This window comes from Gordonia sp. GONU (assembly GCF_024733855.1).
In the GTDB taxonomy this organism is placed as follows: domain Bacteria; phylum Actinomycetota; class Actinomycetes; order Mycobacteriales; family Mycobacteriaceae; genus Gordonia; species Gordonia amicalis.
Genome location: NZ_JANRHB010000003.1, coordinates 16,888 through 34,378, shown reverse-complemented (window position 1 = coordinate 34,378; position 17,491 = coordinate 16,888). Strand labels below are relative to the sequence as shown.

Annotated in this window: 17 protein-coding genes; 6 read left to right on the top strand and 11 right to left on the bottom strand. The window is 67.3% G+C overall.

Annotated elements, in window-relative coordinates; all coding sequences use genetic code 11:
* Positions 1-11: 11 nt before the first annotated feature.
* The 3 genes from NWF34_RS03800 to NWF34_RS03790 form a co-directional block, all read right to left on the bottom strand.
* Positions 12-1,175: an acyl-CoA dehydrogenase family protein gene (locus NWF34_RS03800; RefSeq protein ID WP_258324264.1), complete on the bottom strand. Its 1,164-nt coding sequence runs from the start codon at positions 1,173-1,175 to the stop codon at positions 12-14.
* A 61-nt stretch (positions 1,176-1,236) separates the two neighbouring features.
* Positions 1,237-2,040, bottom strand: coding sequence for a TIGR03084 family metal-binding protein (locus NWF34_RS03795; protein WP_258324263.1), 804 nt, complete (start codon positions 2,038-2,040; stop codon positions 1,237-1,239).
* A gap of 246 nt (positions 2,041-2,286) precedes the next feature.
* Complete coding sequence (locus NWF34_RS03790; RefSeq protein ID WP_024497645.1) at positions 2,287-3,228, bottom strand: PaaI family thioesterase; 942 nt, start codon at positions 3,226-3,228, stop codon at positions 2,287-2,289.
* Between the two features lie 103 nt (positions 3,229-3,331).
* On the opposite strand from NWF34_RS03790, the gene NWF34_RS03785 reads away from it, so the two are divergent.
* The 5 genes from NWF34_RS03785 to NWF34_RS03765 all read left to right on the top strand — a co-directional run bounded on the left by NWF34_RS03785 (position 3,332) and on the right by NWF34_RS03765 (position 8,640).
* Entirely contained in the window at positions 3,332-3,793 is a 462-nt protein-coding gene (locus NWF34_RS03785; protein ID WP_024497644.1) for a hypothetical protein, read from the top strand.
* 112 nt (positions 3,794-3,905) lie between these two features.
* The gene (gene fadD1 / locus NWF34_RS03780) at positions 3,906-5,495 is read left to right on the top strand and encodes a fatty-acid--CoA ligase FadD1 (protein WP_024497643.1); all 1,590 of its coding nucleotides are present in this window, start codon (positions 3,906-3,908) and stop codon (positions 5,493-5,495) included.
* A 4-nt stretch (positions 5,496-5,499) separates the two neighbouring features.
* Entirely contained in the window at positions 5,500-6,582 is a 1,083-nt protein-coding gene (locus tag NWF34_RS03775; RefSeq protein ID WP_024497642.1) for a TIGR03857 family LLM class F420-dependent oxidoreductase, read from the top strand.
* Between the two features lie 13 nt (positions 6,583-6,595).
* Positions 6,596-7,651: a phosphotransferase gene (locus NWF34_RS03770; protein WP_024497641.1), complete on the top strand. Its 1,056-nt coding sequence runs from the start codon at positions 6,596-6,598 to the stop codon at positions 7,649-7,651.
* Complete coding sequence (locus tag NWF34_RS03765; protein ID WP_024497640.1) at positions 7,648-8,640, top strand: NAD-dependent epimerase/dehydratase family protein; 993 nt, start codon at positions 7,648-7,650, stop codon at positions 8,638-8,640. The genes NWF34_RS03770 and NWF34_RS03765 overlap by 4 nt, the downstream gene beginning before the upstream one ends.
* 209 nt (positions 8,641-8,849) lie before the next feature.
* Here the strand turns inward: NWF34_RS03765 and NWF34_RS03760 are convergent, their stop codons facing one another.
* The 8 genes from NWF34_RS03760 to NWF34_RS03725 are packed head-to-tail and all read right to left on the bottom strand — an operon-like array spanning position 8,850 to position 15,788.
* On the bottom strand, positions 8,850-9,743 hold the full coding sequence (locus NWF34_RS03760) for an SDR family NAD(P)-dependent oxidoreductase (protein WP_258324262.1): 894 nt from the start codon (positions 9,741-9,743) through the stop codon (positions 8,850-8,852).
* The gene (locus tag NWF34_RS03755; RefSeq protein WP_024497638.1) at positions 9,740-11,008 is read right to left on the bottom strand and encodes a hypothetical protein; all 1,269 of its coding nucleotides are present in this window, start codon (positions 11,006-11,008) and stop codon (positions 9,740-9,742) included. Before NWF34_RS03755 ends, NWF34_RS03760 begins: the two co-directional genes overlap by 4 nt.
* A 6-nt stretch (positions 11,009-11,014) precedes the next feature.
* A complete protein-coding gene (locus NWF34_RS03750; protein ID WP_024497637.1) occupies positions 11,015-11,560 on the bottom strand; it encodes a nuclear transport factor 2 family protein in 546 nt (181 codons plus the stop codon).
* An 11-nt stretch (positions 11,561-11,571) separates the two neighbouring features.
* On the bottom strand, positions 11,572-11,769 hold the full coding sequence (locus NWF34_RS03745; RefSeq protein WP_024497636.1) for a ferredoxin: 198 nt from the start codon (positions 11,767-11,769) through the stop codon (positions 11,572-11,574).
* Positions 11,769-13,136, bottom strand: a complete 1,368-nt coding sequence (locus NWF34_RS03740; protein ID WP_258324261.1) for a cytochrome P450 — start codon at positions 13,134-13,136, stop codon at positions 11,769-11,771. Before NWF34_RS03740 ends, NWF34_RS03745 begins: the two co-directional genes overlap by 1 nt.
* Entirely contained in the window at positions 13,133-13,963 is an 831-nt protein-coding gene (locus NWF34_RS03735) for an SDR family oxidoreductase (RefSeq protein ID WP_258324260.1), read from the bottom strand. Before NWF34_RS03735 ends, NWF34_RS03740 begins: the two co-directional genes overlap by 4 nt.
* Positions 13,963-15,207 carry a cytochrome P450 gene (locus NWF34_RS03730; protein ID WP_258324259.1) on the bottom strand — a complete coding sequence of 415 codons (1,245 nt, stop codon included), beginning with the start codon at positions 15,205-15,207 and terminating at the stop codon, positions 13,963-13,965. Before NWF34_RS03730 ends, NWF34_RS03735 begins: the two co-directional genes overlap by 1 nt.
* On the bottom strand, positions 15,207-15,788 hold the full coding sequence (locus tag NWF34_RS03725) for a TetR/AcrR family transcriptional regulator (protein ID WP_006434747.1): 582 nt from the start codon (positions 15,786-15,788) through the stop codon (positions 15,207-15,209). The genes NWF34_RS03730 and NWF34_RS03725 overlap by 1 nt, the downstream gene beginning before the upstream one ends.
* A 64-nt stretch (positions 15,789-15,852) precedes the next feature.
* Here NWF34_RS03725 and NWF34_RS03720 point away from each other — a divergent pair, with 64 nt between their 5' ends.
* Complete coding sequence (locus NWF34_RS03720; protein ID WP_258324258.1) at positions 15,853-17,319, top strand: aldehyde dehydrogenase; 1,467 nt, start codon at positions 15,853-15,855, stop codon at positions 17,317-17,319.
* Positions 17,320-17,491: the final 172 nt, after the last annotated feature.

The window sequence follows — 17,491 nt, the reverse complement described above, 5'->3', positions numbered from 1 at the left end:
TTCGCAGCGGTTCAGGCGTGGAAGCCGAGTCGCTTGGCGGCCAGACCGTTGAGGATCTCGGTGGTGCCGCCGCCGATACCGATGATGCGCATGTCGCGGTACTGCCGCTCGACCTCGGTGCCGGTCATGTACCCCAGTCCGCCGTGGAGCTGAACGGCCTTGTCGGCCACCCATTCTCCCGCTTCGACAGCGGTGTTCTTGGCGAAACACACCTCGGCGATGAGGTCGTCGTGTGAGGTCACCTTGCGTTCCACCACGGCGCGTGTGTAGGTGCGGGCGATGTCGATACGACGCGCCATCTCGGTGAGGCTGTCCTGCACCGACTGCCGCGCGATGATCGGCTTGCCGAAGGTCTCGCGGTCGCGCGCCCACTGCACGGTGAGATCGAGACAACGCTGCGCGCTGGCGTAGGCCTGCACCGCGAGTCCGGACCGCTCGGTGACGAAAGCCATGGCGATCTGGGCGAATCCGGAGTTCTCCGGGCCGACGAGGTTCTTGACCGGCACACGTGCGTCGACGAACGACAGCTCCGCGGTGTCCGAGCAGCGCCAGCCCATCTTGTCGAGCTTCCGCGTGACGGTGAATCCGGGTGTGTCCTTGTCGATGACGAGCAGCGATACGCCGCCCGCGCCCGGACCGCCGGTGCGCACCGCCGCGACGACGAAGTCCGCCCGGACAGCCGAGGTGATGTAGGTCTTGGAGCCGTTGACGACGAAGTGGTCGCCGTCCCGCTCGGCCTTCGTGGTCAGGTGGCCGACGTCGCTGCCACCGCCGGGCTCGGTGATCGCGAGGCTGCCGATCTTCTCGCCGGCCAGGGTCGGGCGCACCCAACGGTCGATCTGTTCCGGATCGCCGGCGGCGATCAGGTGCGGCAGGGCGATGCCGTGAGTGAACAGCGAGGCGAAGATGCCGCCGGCCGCACCCGCGTAGTGCAGTTCCTCAGCGAGGATCGTCGTGTCGATGTGATCGCCACCGGAACCGCCGACCTCCTCGGGGATCCCGAGGCCGAACAATCCGAGCTTCGCGGCCTCGAGGTGGAGCGAACGCGGGATCTCGCCGTCACGCTCCCAGTCGTCCTGGAAGGGCAGGATGTGCTTCTCGACGAATCTGCGGACCGTCGAACGCAGTTCGAGACGTTCCGGCGTGTCCCAGACGTCGGGGCTGACAATGGGCACCCAAGGCTCCTTCGTGTGATGTGACTGTGATGTGTTGGGGTCGGGTCGTCGGTGCGGTGGTTCAGGCCCCGCGCCGCTCGCGGCCCTCTCCCGGCGGACCGGCGAAACATTGTGCGATGCCGGACCATTCGAGCGCGTCGTGACCGACGATCTCCAGGTCGAGGTCGGCGAGGGCGCGACGCTGGGTCACCAGCTGACAGAAGTCGAGCGCCGAACCGCGGATGACGTCGGACGCATCATCGGGCCCCCACGTCCACAGCTCCCCCGACGGCGATGTCAGCGCATAGTGGAACGGTTCGGCCGGCGGGGTCCTGCCGTTGACGATGTAGGCGAAATCGCGTGTGCGCACCCCGATGTGCGCGACGTGGCGGATGCGGTCGCTGGGCAGCATGGTCACCCCGAGGGCATCGGCGACGTCGAGGCCGTGGGCCCACGTCTCCATCAATCGCGCGGTGGCCATGGAGGCGGCCGACATCGGCGGGCCGAACCACGGGATCTTCACACCCGGTGGCACGTTCCGGAGCGCATCCGCGAGCTTGCCGCGGGCGAGGCGCCAGCCGGCGAGGATCTCCTCGGCCGGGGCACCCGCCCCGGCCTCGGCGGCGTCGTCGACGTAGCTCTCCGGATTGTTCTGCAGGGCCTCGGTGACGAGATCGGTGAAGCGATCGGGATCGGTTGCCGCGATGGCCGCGACCTCATCGGTCCACGCCAGATGAGCGATCTGGTGGGCGATCGTCCACCCCGGTGCGGGTGTGGGCGTCGCCCATCCCGCGTCGTCGAGGTCGGCGACCAGCGCATCGAGCTGCTCCGACTCGGCCTCGAGATGTGCCACCACGCCGTGGACGGCCGCTGCCCGATCAGTCATGCGGTCAGCCTCACACAGGTTCCCAGAAGAATCAAGCGCGCTTGATTGTTTTTCGGACCGAAACGCTGAAAGCCGCCCCTGGAAACCGCCCTCCGGACCGCGTCGGGCGACGATATGTCGCCGACTCCGCTGCTCAGGGCTGTTTTCCGGGGCAGATCTCAGGGGCGGTTTTCAGGGGCAGGTCTCAGGGGCAGGTCTCAGGGGCAGATCTCAGGGGCGGTTTCCAGGCAGTGGCGCGACGGACTCTCAGTGATAGTGGACGTCGAGCGTCGCGCGACTGAGCAGCACGTCGTCGTATGACGTCATGGTGGCCTCGAAGGACGAGATGCGACGCCCGGTCTTGATCGGCGTCACCTCGACGGTGACCTCGCCGCCGTCCACCGCGGGCGAGCGGTAGAAGCCGATGGCCATGTCACCGATCGAGTAGTCCTGCCCCGGCCCGGCGTGCAGGTGGCCGGCGAACGAGCCCGCCTGGCCGACGATCGTGGCGATGACACCGCCGTGCATGGTGCCGAACATGTTGCCCATCCAGGGATCGGTGGCGCTGCGGAAGCGGATGCCGGCGTCCCGGTCGGTGGCACCGTCGAGCACCTCGACCGTGCCGTTGAGCATCTCGACGAGCGGCCCCGGGTCACGCTGCTTGGTGGCGATCTCCTCGACCACCGCCCGTCCCGTCAGACCCGAGGGAATCGTCGGCGGGAGCGTCACCCCGTGGTCGTCGTTGCACCGGGGCATCGGCATCCCGATCTCCGCGGACGGTGTCTGCCCCGTCGGGGCGCGTCCGACGCGGACGTTGCGTGCGGAACCGACACAGCAGAGTTGCCCTGCGCCGGAACGGATCTCGACGCTCGTCGACCCCCAGCCGTCGTCGTGCATCACAACCTCGGCACGCGCCGCCAGCATGTCCCCGATACGCGCGCGACCGTGCGTCGAGAGCGACAGCCGAGCCTGCAGCGTGGCGGCCGCCGGATCGTTGTGGACGCGATGGAACGGGATTCCGCCGCAGTGATCGAAGAGAACGGCGAGGGCGGGCAACTCGATGAGGCCGCGATGGTCGGCGAACTGCGAGCACAGGAGTTGGGCGGCACGCACACCGTTGGGCTCGACGGCCAGGTCGCCGAGGTGGAATGCGGACAGTGGGTCATGCGGCCCCGGATTCGGTGACTCGGCGTGGTGCAGATCGCTCATGCATCTTCTGTATCAGCAGAATGCGGCCGACCTCACCTTGAGGAGTCCAACATCACTCCCGTACGCTGTGGGTTCGAAGTGTCCAAAGTGACGGGAGATACACATGGGACGCAAGACTGTTGCTGGATTCGGAGCCGCCGCGGCATTCGCTGCACTGACCCTCGGCACTGCCACCGCGCAGGCGGCCCCCGGCGAGCAGCCACTGAGCGTCGATCAGATCCCGAACGCCGGCATCACCGTGGGCTCCAACGGTGTCACCGGAGGTTTCGTCGCCTCGATCCTCGCATCCGCAACCGAACCCGGGATCACCCACGTCTCACTGAACACCACCCCGACCGAGACCTGCTCGACGAACCTGAAGGACGCGCGCATCGGCATCTCCTGGACGAACCGGTCGACCGGGAAGTCCGGCAGCGAGGTCTTCGCCACATGCACCGACGGACGCCCGTCGGACGGGGTCTCGATCGCGACCGGCGCCGGGCCTGTCGAGTTCACCACGACGATCATCGGTCAGAACGACCAGACGTTCACCGTCGTACCCGGCAGCGGTTCCTTCACCCGCTAGAGCACACCCACACAAGCCTGTCGGGGACGCTCCGGCGTCCCCGACAGTCGTGCCGTAGACAATATTTCAAATCTGTGCACAGACCGGGTGAACACGTTCTAGATTTGGCCGCATGGCCGAGACAGTCACCCAGCTCCTTCAGGAACGCGCCGACGACGACAACCTGGCAATCACCTACGAGGACAGCCGTTGGACGTGGCGCGAGTACATCCGCGACGCGGAGAAGACCGCGGCCGCAATGCTGTCCGTGGCCGACACGTCTCGCCCGATGCACATCGGCACTCTGCTCGGGAACACCCCGGACATGCTCATCGCCCTGGCCGCCGGGGCTCTCGGTGGCTACGTCACCGCGGGCATCAACAACACCCGACGGGGCGAGGGCCTGGCCGCCGACATCCTGCGCGCCGACTGCCAGATCCTGATCACCGACGCCGAGCACCGCCCTCTCCTCGAGGGCCTGGACCTGCCCGGCGTCACCGTCCTGGACACCTCGACCCCCCGGTGGGCCGACCTGGTCGCCGGAGCCGGCGAGCTGACCCCGCATTCAGTGCCGGGTGCCATGGACACGTTCATGCTGATCTTCACCTCGGGCACCAGCGGCAACCCGAAACCGGTTCAGTTCGCGCACATGATGATTCCGTTCGCCGGCCCCGTACTCGTCGACAAGTACGACATCGGCCCGGCCGACGTCTGCTACCTCTCGATGCCACTCTTCCACAGCGCGGCACTGATGGGTGGCTACTGCGTCGCCCTGTGCGGTGGCGCGGCGATCGCCCCGGCCAAGTTCTCGGCGTCGACCTTCCTCGACGACATCCGCCGCTACCGGGCGACGTACATGAACTACGTCGGCAAGCCGCTCGCCTATATCCTCGCCACCGAGGAGAAGCCCGACGATGCCGACAACCCGCTGCGCGTCGCCTTCGGCAACGAGGCCACCGACCGCGACATCGACGAATTCTCGCGTCGGTTCGGTTGCACGGTCTGGGACGGATTCGGCTCCACCGAACTCGCGATCATCATCACCCGCGAACCCGGTACCCCGCACGGCTCGATCGGCCGCGGTTTCCCCAACGTCGCGGTCTACGACCCCTCGACGATCACCGAGTGTCCCCCAGCCCGATTCGACGACACCGGAACACTTCTCAACTCCGACGAGGCGATCGGCGAGCTGGTCAACGTCGAGGGCGGCGGGATGTTCATGGGCTACTACAACGACTCCGACGCCACCAACGAGCGACTGCGTCACGGGATGTACTGGTCCGGCGACCTCGCCTACAAGGATTCCGACGGGTGGATCTATCTCGCCGGACGTACCGGCGACTGGATGCGCGTCGACGGCGAGAACCTCGCCGCCGGACCGATCGAACGCATCCTGCTCCGGATACCGGAGATCAACCGCGTCGCGGTGTACGCGGTCCCCGACGAACAGGTCGGTGACGCCGTGATGGCGGCCGTCGTACTGCAGGACGGCGCTTCGCTGAGCCCGGAGTCCTTCGCCGAACAGCTTGCCGCACAGGCAGACCTGTCACCGAAGGCCTGGCCGCGCTACGTACGGGTCGCGGAGGACCTGCCGACGACCGCCACCAACAAGATCCTCAAGCGCACCCTGAAGCAGGAGGGTGCGACCGCCGGTGACGGCATCCTGTGGGTCCGGGAGCCGCGATCACGCACGTACGGGGAGGCCGTCGGGGCGAGTGCCTGAGACGTTGGATCAGCTCACCGAGCTCGGCTACTACGCACTCTCCCGGCACCCCGTCACCCCGAGCGATCTCGCCGCCGAAGCACGCTTCGCCGACGAGATCGGACTCGGCACCGCTTTCGTCTCGGAACGGTTCAACATCAAGGATGCCGCCGCACTGTGCGGGGCTCTCGCCGGTGCGACCGAGAATCTCGGAATCGCCACGGCGGCAACCAATCACAACACCCGGCATCCTATCGTCACCGCGACCATGGGGGCGACGCTCAGCGAACTCTCGGCGGGGCGGTTCGCTCTGGGTCTCGGCCGCGGGATCACCCCCCAGTGGCAGATACTCGGACTTCCCCTCGTCACCGGCGCCGGCCTGCGTGACATCACCGGACTCCTCCGGAGGCTGTGGACGGGCGAGATGGTGATCGGTCACGACGGACCGGCCGGCTCCTATCCCCTGCTGAATCTCGGTGTGACACTCGAGCCTCCCCCACCGATCCTGCTGGTCACCATGAGTCCCAGGACTCTCGAGCTGGCCGGTGAGATCGCCGACGGCGTCGTCCTGCACACGTATTTCAGCGACGACGCGACCCGCCGGGCAGTCGCCCATGTCCGAGGAGCAGCGGAGCGGGCCGGGCGCGATCCCGCCTCGATCCGGATCTGGTCGGTCGTGGCGACGGTGGGGGACCACCTGGACGAGACCGACCGCCTGCGCAGACTGTACGGGCGGCTCGCCACCTATCTCCAGGGGTATCCGGATCAACTCATGGCGGCCAACGCCTGGGACCCGACAGACCTGGAACGAGTCCGGGCCACCGCGGCTTTCAGCGGTGCGCGCGGTCCCATCGACGCCACCGCCACCGCCGATGAACTCGCCGACCTGGCCGCCGTGATCCCGAACGCGTGGGTCGCCCACTCGGCGACCGGCTCGCCGTCGGACTGCGCGAAGACCGTCGCCGCGCAGTTCGACCTGGGCGTCGACTCGGTGATCCTGCACGGTGCGACACCGACCGAACTCGCGCCGGTGGTCTCGGCATACCGCGACATACGTCCCGACCGCGCGATCGGACTACCGGCCAACCCGGGAAGGGTGCCCTCGTGACGGAGATGCCCGCATGACAGAAACCATCGAGATACCCACGAGCGTCGAGCAACTCACGCCCGCCTGGCTGACGGGCTTCCTCGGCGAGAACGGCCACGACGATACGATCACCGCCGTCACCGCCATGGCCGTGGGAACCGGGCAGATGGCCGGGTCGTACCGCCTCACCCTCGACTACTCCGGACCGGCCGAACTCCCGGCCACGATGATCGCCAAGTTGGCGACCGGCGAACCGGAGCAGCGGGCATTCGGTTCCGGCGTGTTCCGAAACGAGGTCCGGTTCTACCGTGATCTGGCGTCGGCTTTCACCGTGCCGATGCCGAGGTGTTACGCCGCGACGATCTCGGATACCGGCACCGAGTTCGTCCTCCTGCTCGAGGACATGGGCGCGGCGGTGCAAGGTGACCAGATCATCGGATGTACGGCGGCACAGGCGGAGTCGGTCGCGATAGCGGCGGCCGGGTTGCACGCGCCCCGCTGGAACGACCCCGCACTGCTCGCAGAGATGCCACTGCCCGGTGAAGCGGAACGCGAGATGATGGAGTCATTGCTCGCGCCGATGGCCGACGTCTATCGCGAGCGCTTCTCCCCTGACGCACAGAGTTCGGCCGCCATCGACTGGCTGGTGCGTGAGGCCGGCGACTGGCTCGTCGCCCCGCTGCGCAACACGGCGCTGATCCACGGTGACCTGCGCGTGGACAATGTGCTGTTCGGGCCGTCCGGTGAGGTGACGGTGATCGACTGGCAGACGATCACCACCGGGAACCCGCTGCGCGACATCGCTTTTCTGCTCAGCACCAGCCTGACCCCCGAGGATCGTCGCAAGCACGAACGCGGCATCGTGGCGTCGTATCATCGCGCGGTCGTCACCGCCGGGGTGACCGGGTACACCCTCGACGAGTGCTGGGACGACTACGTCGGCAACCTCATCCAGGCCCCGCTGATCATCGTCTTCGGCTCGGCCGCCGCCCAGCCCACCGAGCGTGGCACCGCCATGTTCGACGCCATGCTGTCCCGCAGTGCGGCGGCGATCGACGACCTCGTACCCGGAGGGCTGGCCGGACGATGAAGCTCGTCATCGGCGGCAACGGTTTCCTGGGTTCCCGGCTGGTCCGCCGGCTCGTCGAGAACGGCGACGACGTCCGCGTCCTCACCCGCGCGACGAGCGACCTCCGCACGCTGTCCGGACTCGACGTCCACCATGTCACCGGCGATCTGTTCGACCAGGATTCCGTGCGCGCCGCGATGGCCGGCTGCGACGTGGTGTTCCACTGCGCAGTCGACACCCGGGCCTGGTTACGGGATCCGGCTCCGCTGTACCGCACCAATGTCCACGGATTGCGAGCCGTGCTCGACGTCGCCGCCCGTCAGCCGTTGCGCAAGTTCGTGTTCACCAGCAGTGTCGCCACCATCGGTCGGGTGGAGGGTCGTCGAGCCACCGAGGGCGACGCGTTCAACTGGTCTCGGCACGCTCCCGAGTACGTGCGGAGTCGTGTCGCGGCGGAGAACCTGTTGCTGGACTACGCGCGCGACGGGGCCGTGCCGGGAGTCGCCATGTGCGTCGCCAACACCTATGGCGCGGGCGACTGGCAGCCCACGCCGCATGGATCCTTCGTCGCCGGCGCGGCTCTCGGCAAGTTGCCGTTCACGATTCGCGGATGCCGCGCCGAGTCGGTCGGTATCGACGACGCCGCTCGCGCGCTTGGCCTGGCAGCCGATCGGGGTGAGGTGGGCGAACGCTACATCGTGTCCGAACGGTCCATCGACATGGGTGAGATCGTGGCGATCGCTGCCCGCGCCGCGGGTCGGCAGCCGCCACGCCTCGTGCTCCGTCGTGCCGCGTTGTACGGTGCCGGCGCGGTGGGCTCGGCTCGGGCAGCGATCACCCGCAGGCCGGTCCGGTTGACCGTTCCGTCGGTGCGGCTCATGCATTTCATGTCGGAGATGGACCACTCCAAGGCCGAACGCGACCTGAACTGGCGCCCGCGCCCGGTCACCGAAGCCATCGAGGAGGGGGCGCGGTTCTGGGTGGAGCGCCGAGCCGCCCTCCGTTCCTGACGCCCTCCGCCGCCTGAGGTGCGAGGAGCGATAGCCGCCGGGCTGAGTAGCGACGAAGGAGCGTATCGAAGTCGACGAGCCTCGAAGGCCTGGCGAGTCGACGTCGGCAACCCTTCGTGGCTCGCTTCGCTCACACCTCAGGGAACGAAGAACCACGCTCCCGCTCCCTGAGGAGCGTCCGGAGCTTGCGGAGGACGCATCACGACGGGTCAGCCGAGTAGCTCAGCGAGCTCGGCGAGGCTGTACGGAGAGGTGTCCTTGTGGTCGCGGTAGGCGACGAAGCTCGCCTGCTGTGACTCGAACCGGCCGATGAAACCACCTGCGGCGCTGAAGATGTTGCCGGTGATGTGCTCGGCCGCGTCGCTGGCGAGGAAGACGTACAGCGACGCCACGTACTCGGGCGGCGCCGGGTCCAAGGCCGCGTCGCGGGTGAGGTCGTCGAGAATCCCGCGCCGATGCAGCCCCTCGATGTGCGCGACATAGTCGTCGCCGGTCGACAACCGCGACTTGGCTCCGGGCATCACCACGTTCACCCGAACGTGGTGATCGGCAAGATCAGCGGCCGCGGCGAGTGCGAGAGCATTGACGCCACCCTTCGCCGCGGGATAGCCGCTGCCACCGAACATTCCGAGCGATGCCGCCGAGCCGGTGAGCACGATCGACCCGGACGCCTGCTCGACGAAGACCCGCCCGGCGGCCTGGACCAGATGGAACGCGCTCATCAGATGGGCGTCCACCTGGGCACGGAATTCGTCCGGGGCGATGGTCAGCACCGTCGAACCCGGGGGCTCGGCGATGCCGGCGCAGTTGATGGCGATGTCCAGTGCGCCGAACTCGGCGAGCGCGGCGTCGACCATCTGCTGGGCGACGCCGTCGTCACCGGCCGAACCGCAGACGCCGACAGCCTGACCGCCGCCGCCGCGGATCTCCGCGACCGTCTCCTCCAGCGCATCACCGTCACGGCCGTTGGCGACGACCGAAACCCCCTGTCCCGCGAGTGCATACGCGACCGCGAGACCGATGCCGCGGGTGGCGCCGGCGATCACGGCGACCCGGCCACCCAGTCCGGCGGCACCGGGAGACCAGCCGCCGTCCGGATTCACGTCGAGCTACCGACCGGCGTGATCGGGATCGAGCGGCCGCGGTCGACGAACTCGAAACTCGCACCACCGCTGAACCGAGCGATCGCCACCTCGCCGCTCTCCTTCTGTGCGGTGTCCGACGTGACGATCCGGATCTCGAGCGCGTCGTCGGTCTCGACGGCACCCTCGACACTCAGGTAGGGATTCACCGCGGTCGCGGCCGCCTGCAGCGGTTCCAGATGATCCGGGCTGATGATCGACATCCACCCGCCGTCGGCCGTCGCATCGGACTCACGCGGAATCCGTACGACGATGGCGTCGCCATCGACGGTCGCGGTCAGGCCGGTGTACTGCGCCGGACCGAAGCACGGGTGCAGGGCCAGGACCTGGGCCAGACCTGCGGCGCCGGTGGGGAGATCGAGCGCCGCGCGAATGCGGTCCGCCGCGAGTCCGGCGATCCCGATCAGCTGTTTGCGGAAGATCTCGACGACCTGATCCTCGCTCTCGGCACACCGCCGCAAACCGATCAGGAAGCCGAGGGACAACAGCTGATGCTGCAGCGCAACCTCTTCGGCGATCCGCGCCAATGCGGAGGCGGACCACTCGGCGAACTGGAGATCCTCGACGAGCGGGCCTCGATAGTCGACCCAGCCGTCGGTTGCCGAGCTGTCGATCGCGGACAGCTGGATCTGGCCGGCGCGGGTGCCGAACATCTCCTCGGCGTCCGGAGGGAGCGGCAGTTCCTCGCGGTCGGGTTCGATGGTGACCGTCCACTCGCAGTGCGGAGTCCGGTCGGCGGGACGACGAGGTGGACGATGCACCGGCCGGATTCGCGCCCGCCGGTTGGTGGCGATGGCCGTCGCGTCGAAGGTCGGGTCCTCGATGTCGTGGCACATCGTAGTGACGTAGTCGTCGCCGAGCGGTTCGACGTCGAGCAGCGCACCGCAGTGATCGAGCACGAACGACCCGTGATACTTGTCGTCGACCCGATACCGGAAATCCATGAACTGCGGCGGCGCGCCGATGTCGAGCTGGAGGCATTTGAACATGTCCTCGACGCCGTCACCGTCGATACCGAGCGCGGTCCGGATCCGGTGTGTGTAGACCGGACTCGCGGCCATCCACTCCTCGATGGCGATCCGGCCCATCACGTCTCGTCCGAATGCGCCGATGAGATGGGCCATTCCGCTGCGGTCGATCATCTGACCGGACAGCAGGAGTTCGGGTACCAGGACGGCGAGCTGTTCCTGACTCAGACCTTGGTAGGTCGGGGCTGCAGGTGTCATCTCAGTTCACCAGAACGCGACCGGCGCCGTGCCGAAGTCATACCAGCCCGGCAGATTCCCCGGCGCCGCCTTCTCCACCCGCTTGAGCATGCCCTCGCTCATCGCGTTGTTCTGCATCATCTCGATGAAGAGTGCGGAGACGTTGCCGTAGTCGAAGAAGTCACGTTGCCAAGAGAACTGGAAGTTGCCGCCGTACTTGAACCAGCTGCCCTGGATACCTTCGAGCGCATAGTGGGTGCCGTCGTCGCGGGTGCCCTCGTAGATCTGCTTCCAGAGCCCGATCATGTCGCCGGTCTTCTCGTCGATGACCCACGCCTGGTACGGGTACTCCCACCCTTCGAGGCCCTCCATCTCCTGACCGAGCGCGAGTTCGCGGATCTCCTCGCGACCCACGGCCATGAAGTCCTTCTTCGGGCCGTAATTCCAGCCGTAAGTGGCGTCCTCGGTGTAGAACTCGGCGAGCGGCTTCCAGTCTCCCGCCTTCTCCGCCTCGATGTTGGCGGCGAGCCACCGTTCTTTCATCTCTTCTAGTTCGGCACGGTCAAAGGACATGTGTTCCACCTTCACTCGTCATCTTCGATGAGACGCAACGCTTGCGTCGGGCAGTACTGCACGGCCGCCTCGACCTCGGCGCGCCGGGATTCGTCGGGAGTCGCGTCGAGGATCTCGACATGGTCGGTCTTCGTCGCGAAGACCTCGGGAGCTTCGAGCTCGCACATGCCGTGCCCCTGGCACAGATCCAGATCGACCTCGATGCGCATCAGCGGTCCTGACGCTTTCGGTAGGCAACGCGGCACGGCTGCTGGAGCTGAACGACCATCTTCGAGTGGTCGTTCCGGTAGCTCTCGGACGGCTGCAGCATCTCGAACTCGTAGTTCTGGAACAGCACCGAGAAGATCGCCTTGAGCTGCATGATCGCGAATTGCGCACCGACGCAACGATGCCGGCCCGCCCCGAACGGAATCCAGGTCCAGCGGTTGACCAGATCCTCCTGCCGAGGCTTGTCGTACCGGTCGGGGTCGAAGGTGTCCGCGTCCGGGAAGTCCTCCGGCAGGCGGTTGGAGATCGCCGGCGACACCGCGATCGACTGGCCGGCGGAGATCTCGTAGTCCTCGACGTGGAAGTCCTTCTGCACCACACGCATCAGGATGATCAGCGGCGGGTGCAGGCGCAACGCCTCTTTGAGGGCGTTCTCGAGCCGAGGCATCTGCCGGGTGTGGGCGAAGGTGTACTCGGGACGTTGACCGGCCGGGGTGTCGCCGTAGATCTCGTCGAGCTCGTCGTAGACGCGCGACATGTAGTCCGGGTTGCGCAACAGCTCGATCAGCGTCCACGCGGCGGTGCCCGACGTCGTGTGATGGCCCGCGAACATCATCGAGATGAACATGCCGGTGATCGTGTTGGCGTCGAAGCCGACCTGGACGAGCACGTCCATCAGGTCGCGATCGTCTTTGTCCTCGGTCGGGTTCGCGATGCGCTCGTCCATCACGCCCTGGATGAACTCGACGAGTTCGGCACGCGCCTCGTCGCGTTTGCGGAAGCTCTCGATGTCGGCCTTGTAGTCGACATACGCGATCGGGTCGGTGCCCTTCTCCAGGTCATGGAAGAGATGGGCGATGCGCCCGCTGAGCCGCTCCCGGAACTTGCGTCCGATCAGGCACGACGACGAGGTGTAGAGCGTGAGTTCGGAGAAGAAGTCGAGCAGGTCGATCTCGCCCTCGTCGCCCCACTCGGCGATGATGCGCTCCACCTCGTTCGGGATCGTCACCGCGTGTTGTTTCATGTGGGCGCCCTTGAGCGCTGAGTTGTGGATCGCCTTGGACCGCTCCTCGGGGCTCGCGTCGAACACGACGCCCTCGCCGAACACCGGGGTCATGAACGGGTAGGCGGCAGCCTGATCGAGGTCTTCCTCGGGCGCGCGGAAGAACTCCTCGTTGGCCGCGGCCCCGGACACCAGCACCACCTCGCGGTCGGCGAGCTGGAACATGCCGACGTCGCCGCATTCCTGGCGGACTCGCCAGAACAGCGAGATCGGGTCGCTCGCGAGTTCGTCGAGATGGCCGTGTTCGCTCTCGCCGCCCGAGACTCGATGCGGCTTCTTCAGGCCTGATGCGGTGGTGGCGGTCATCGATGGGTCCCCTTGTCCTTCGTCGACTGTGGGTCTTCTGGTGTCGTGGCCCGGTCCCGGGAGACCGCGCCCTCGGCCTCCACCTCGACCGCGCGCATGTGGGCACCGCGCGGCATGGTGACCATCGCCGCGACGGCCAGCGCGATGTGCTGGGGCTCGAGGAAGTTGCCGTGGCGGGCCAAGCCGTGCTTGATCCAGTCGTTGAGCATGTCCTCGGTGGTCTTCTGGTCGAGGTTCATGCCCATGCCGGTCAGCGTCTGTCCCGGTCGGACCACACCTGCTCGCACACCGGTGCCCTCGAGTTCGAGCTGGATGGTGGCGACCAGTCCGTCGATCCCCGACTTCGCCGCGACATAGGCCGACGACCAGGGCCGCGGGTGGAGTACGACATCGGAACCGATGAACACGAAATCGCCTCGGGCACGGTCGATCATGCCACCGATGACGGCCCGGTAGATCCGGTAGGCGCCGGTGAGATGGATGTTGACCTGATCGGCGAAATGCTCCGGGCTCGTCTCGTAGGAGAGCCCGACCGCGAGGTCGCCGGCCCCGGCGACCACGATCTCGAGTTCGCCGAGTGCGGCCTCCGCTTTGGCGACGCAGTCGACCACGGACTGTTCGTCGGTCACGTCGAGCGGCACGGCGACCGCCTCGCCGCCCGCGGCGATGATCTTGTCGGCCAGCTCCTGGAGCTTCTCGACGCGGCGGGCCGCCAGGGCCACGGGATGGCCGGCCGCCGCGAGGTGTTCGGCCGTCGCCGCTCCGATGCCCGACGAGGCACCCGCGACGAGGACCGGCCGACGTTCGGGATGAGGACGAAAACCCATCAGCGCACCGTCACTTTCACGGGGAGTTCGGCGAAGCCGCGCACGTTGACCGAGTGCACGCGCACGGCTTTGTCGATGTCGATGTCGACCGCGCGGATCGACCGGATCACCTCGCCGAGACCGATGTTGGCCTCGAGACGGGCGAGATGTGCGCCGAGGCAGAAGTGCGCTCCGAGACCGAAGCTCATCAACGCCTGGCCGTTGTCGCGCCCGATGTCGTACTTGTCGGCATCCGGCCCGAAGACCTCCTGGTCACGGTTCGCCGAACCCACGAGGAGGAGGACGCGGTCACCGGCCGGGATCACGTGGTCGCCGTAGGGCGCATCCTCGATCACGCGCCGCACGACGATCTGGGTCGAGTTGTCGTAGCGCAACGTCTCCTCGGTCCACTGCGGGACCGCGAGTTCGGGGTCGGCGAACACCTTGGCCAGTTCGTCGGGATTACGCCAGCCCCAATAGAGCGCATTGGCAAGGAGTTTCGTCGTGGTCTCGTTACCCGCGACCACCATCAGGACCATGAAACCGACGATCTCGTCCTCGGTGAGCCTGATCTTCTCGCCGGTCGCGTCGTCGTCGATCTCGGCCTCGATCAATGCCGAGACCAGATCCTCGCCGGGACTCTTCCGCCGGTCGGCGATGAGTTCCGAATAGTACTTGTGCAGTTCGATGTACGCGTGGATCGCGGCCTCGGGGATGTCGAGGACACCGTCCTCGCGATGCAACAGCAGATCGGACTGGTGCCGCAGATGTGTCCGGTCGGCTTCGGGGACTCCCAGGAGCTCGGAGACGACGTCCATGGGCAACAGTGCGGCGAAGTCGTGGACGTAGTCGAACTCGCCCCTGTCGAGGCACTTGCTCCAGTGCTGGTGCGTCAGCGCGGTGATCCGGCCGGCGAGGTCGTTGACGCGGCGCGGCGTGAAGCCCTTCGAGACCAGCTTGCGGATGCGCATGTGTTTGGGGTCGTCCATCGCGAGGAAGGACATCGATTTGTGTGCGTCGGGCCCGTACGCCGACGGGTCCATCGACACGCCCCAGCTGTTGGAGAACCGTTGCACGTCACGGAATCCCGCGCGGACATCGGCGTGATTCGCCAGTGCCCAGAAGTTCATCTCGGCGTTGTAGTAGACCGGCGACTCCCGACGGAGCCGGGCGTAGGTCGGATACGGATCCTCGTGGAAGTCATAGGCATACGGGTCGAAGGGGAGGGCCCGCTCCATCCCCGGCACCGATGTCGTTTCGGTCATCACTTCTCCATCAGTAGATGCGCGGCAGCGACAAGGCGTTCAGAGGTCTGCTCATAGGTCATGTGCCCCATGCCGGCGTAGACGAGGCCGCCGGAGTAGATCATCTCCAGGGTGTCGAGGAGCGGCCCGGGATTCTCCGGATCCTCCTCGAGCGCGGCGGCCAGACGCCGGCGGATGAACGCACCGATGCGGACGCGGAGGTGCTCGACGTCGGGGTCGGTCCCCAGCAGCGCAACGGTGACCGCACCACCGAGCTGCCCCTCCCCCGCCACGACGAGCGCCACCTCGCGGAGCACCTGCGCGACCCGCTCGCTCGGCGCGGCGGCGGGATCCGGTTCGGAGACGCCCGCGGACAACCGCCGCCAGAAGACCTCGGCGACCAGATGACTCTTCGACGAGAAGTACGTGTACGCCGTCGCCGGCGCGACACCCGCGATCTTGGCCACCGACCGCACCGTGAGCCCGTCGAAACCCTCGGCGTTCAGCACGTCGACCGCGGCCTCGGTGAGCCGCGAGACCGTCTCCGCCTGCTGCTGCGTGAGGCGGCGACGTGTGGATTCCTGGGATACGGGGCTGGACATGTGAGCCACGCTACACTAGGTTTGAACGCGAGTCCAGACACCTGTCCAGATGGAGTTCCAGCTCATGCCCCTTCGCCCCGAAACCGCGTCGGATCTGTTGATCGACGGCAAGCTCACCCCCGGCAGTGGCGGTGTCTTCGACGTCGTCAACCCCGCGACCGAGGAGGTCATCGGGCAGGCCGCCGAGGCCACCGCCGCCGACATGGACGCCGCGATCGCCGCCGCCCGCACCGCTTTCGACACCACCGAGTGGTCGCGCGACCACGCCTTCCGCGCCCGCTGCCTACGACAACTGCGCGATGCCCTCCTCGCCCACGCCGACGAGTTCCGCGAACTGACGATCGCCGAGGTCGGCTGCCCGTCGTTCCTCACCCACGGCCCGCAGTTCGAGGGACCGGTGACCGATCTCGGCTACTTCGCCGACCTCGCCGAGAGCTACGAGTGGTCCCGCGATCTCGGCGAGGCCAAGCCGATGGGTATCAAGAACCATCGTGAGCTGCGGTCGGAGGCCGTCGGCGTCGTCGGTGCGATCACGCCGTGGAACTTCCCCCACCAGATCAACTTCGCCAAGATCGGGCCGGCCCTCGCCGCCGGATGCACCGTCGTCCTCAAGCCGGCACCCGACACCCCCTGGTGCGCGGCGCTCGTCGGCAAGGTCGTCGCCGAGGAAACCGACTTCCCGCCTGGCGTCCTGAACATCGTCACCTCCACCGATCACCGCCTCGGCGAGCAACTGTCCACCGACCCCCGCGTCGACCTCGTCTCCTTCACCGGCTCCACCGCGACCGGCAAGAAGGTGATGGCCGCGGCGTCGGAGTCGCTGAAGAAGGTGTTCCTCGAACTCGGCGGCAAGTCCGCGTTCATCGTGCTCGACGACGCCGACATCGGTTCGGCGTGCGCGATGGCGGCGTTCAACGTCGTCACCCATGCCGGTCAGGGCTGTGCGATCACCACGCGCCTCGTCGTCCCTCGTCCCAGCTTCGACGAGGCGATCACCGCGACCCGCGACGCGCTGGCCGGCCTCCCGGCCGGCGACCCCACGAGTTCGGGCACCATCTGCGGACCGTTGATCTCCGAGCGGCAGCGTCAGCGCGTCGAGTCCTACATCGAACTCGCCAAGCAGGAGGGCGGCACCATCGAGATCGGTGGTGGCCGCCCGGCCGACAAGCCCAACGGCTTCTTCGTGGAGCCGACGCTGATCTCCGGACTCGACAACTCGGCACGCGTCGCGCAGGAGGAGATCTTCGGTCCGGTCCTGGTGATCATCGCCCACGACGGCGACGACGACGCCGTTCGCATCGCCAACGACTCCCCCTACGGACTGTCGGGCATGGTCTACGGCACCGACGAGGACCGGATCAACAAGGTGGTCAACGGTGTTCGCACCGGGACCATGGGCGTCAACGGCGGCATCTGGTACTCCGCCGACGTCCCGTTCGGCGGCTACAAACAGTCCGGCATCGGCCGCGAGATGGGCGTCGCCGGCTTCGAGGAATACCTGGAGACCAAGGCCGTCGCGCGACCCGCGTGACCTCCCCCGCCGACTGAGCCGGCACCCCCACGCCGGCTGAGCCGGTACCGAGCGAAGCGAGGCACCGCGTCGAAGCCCCCGCCGGCTGAGCCGGCAACCCCACCGCCGGCTGAGCCGGTACCGAGCGAAGCGAGGCACCGCGTCGAAGCCCCGAAGCGGACCCGAAGCTCGC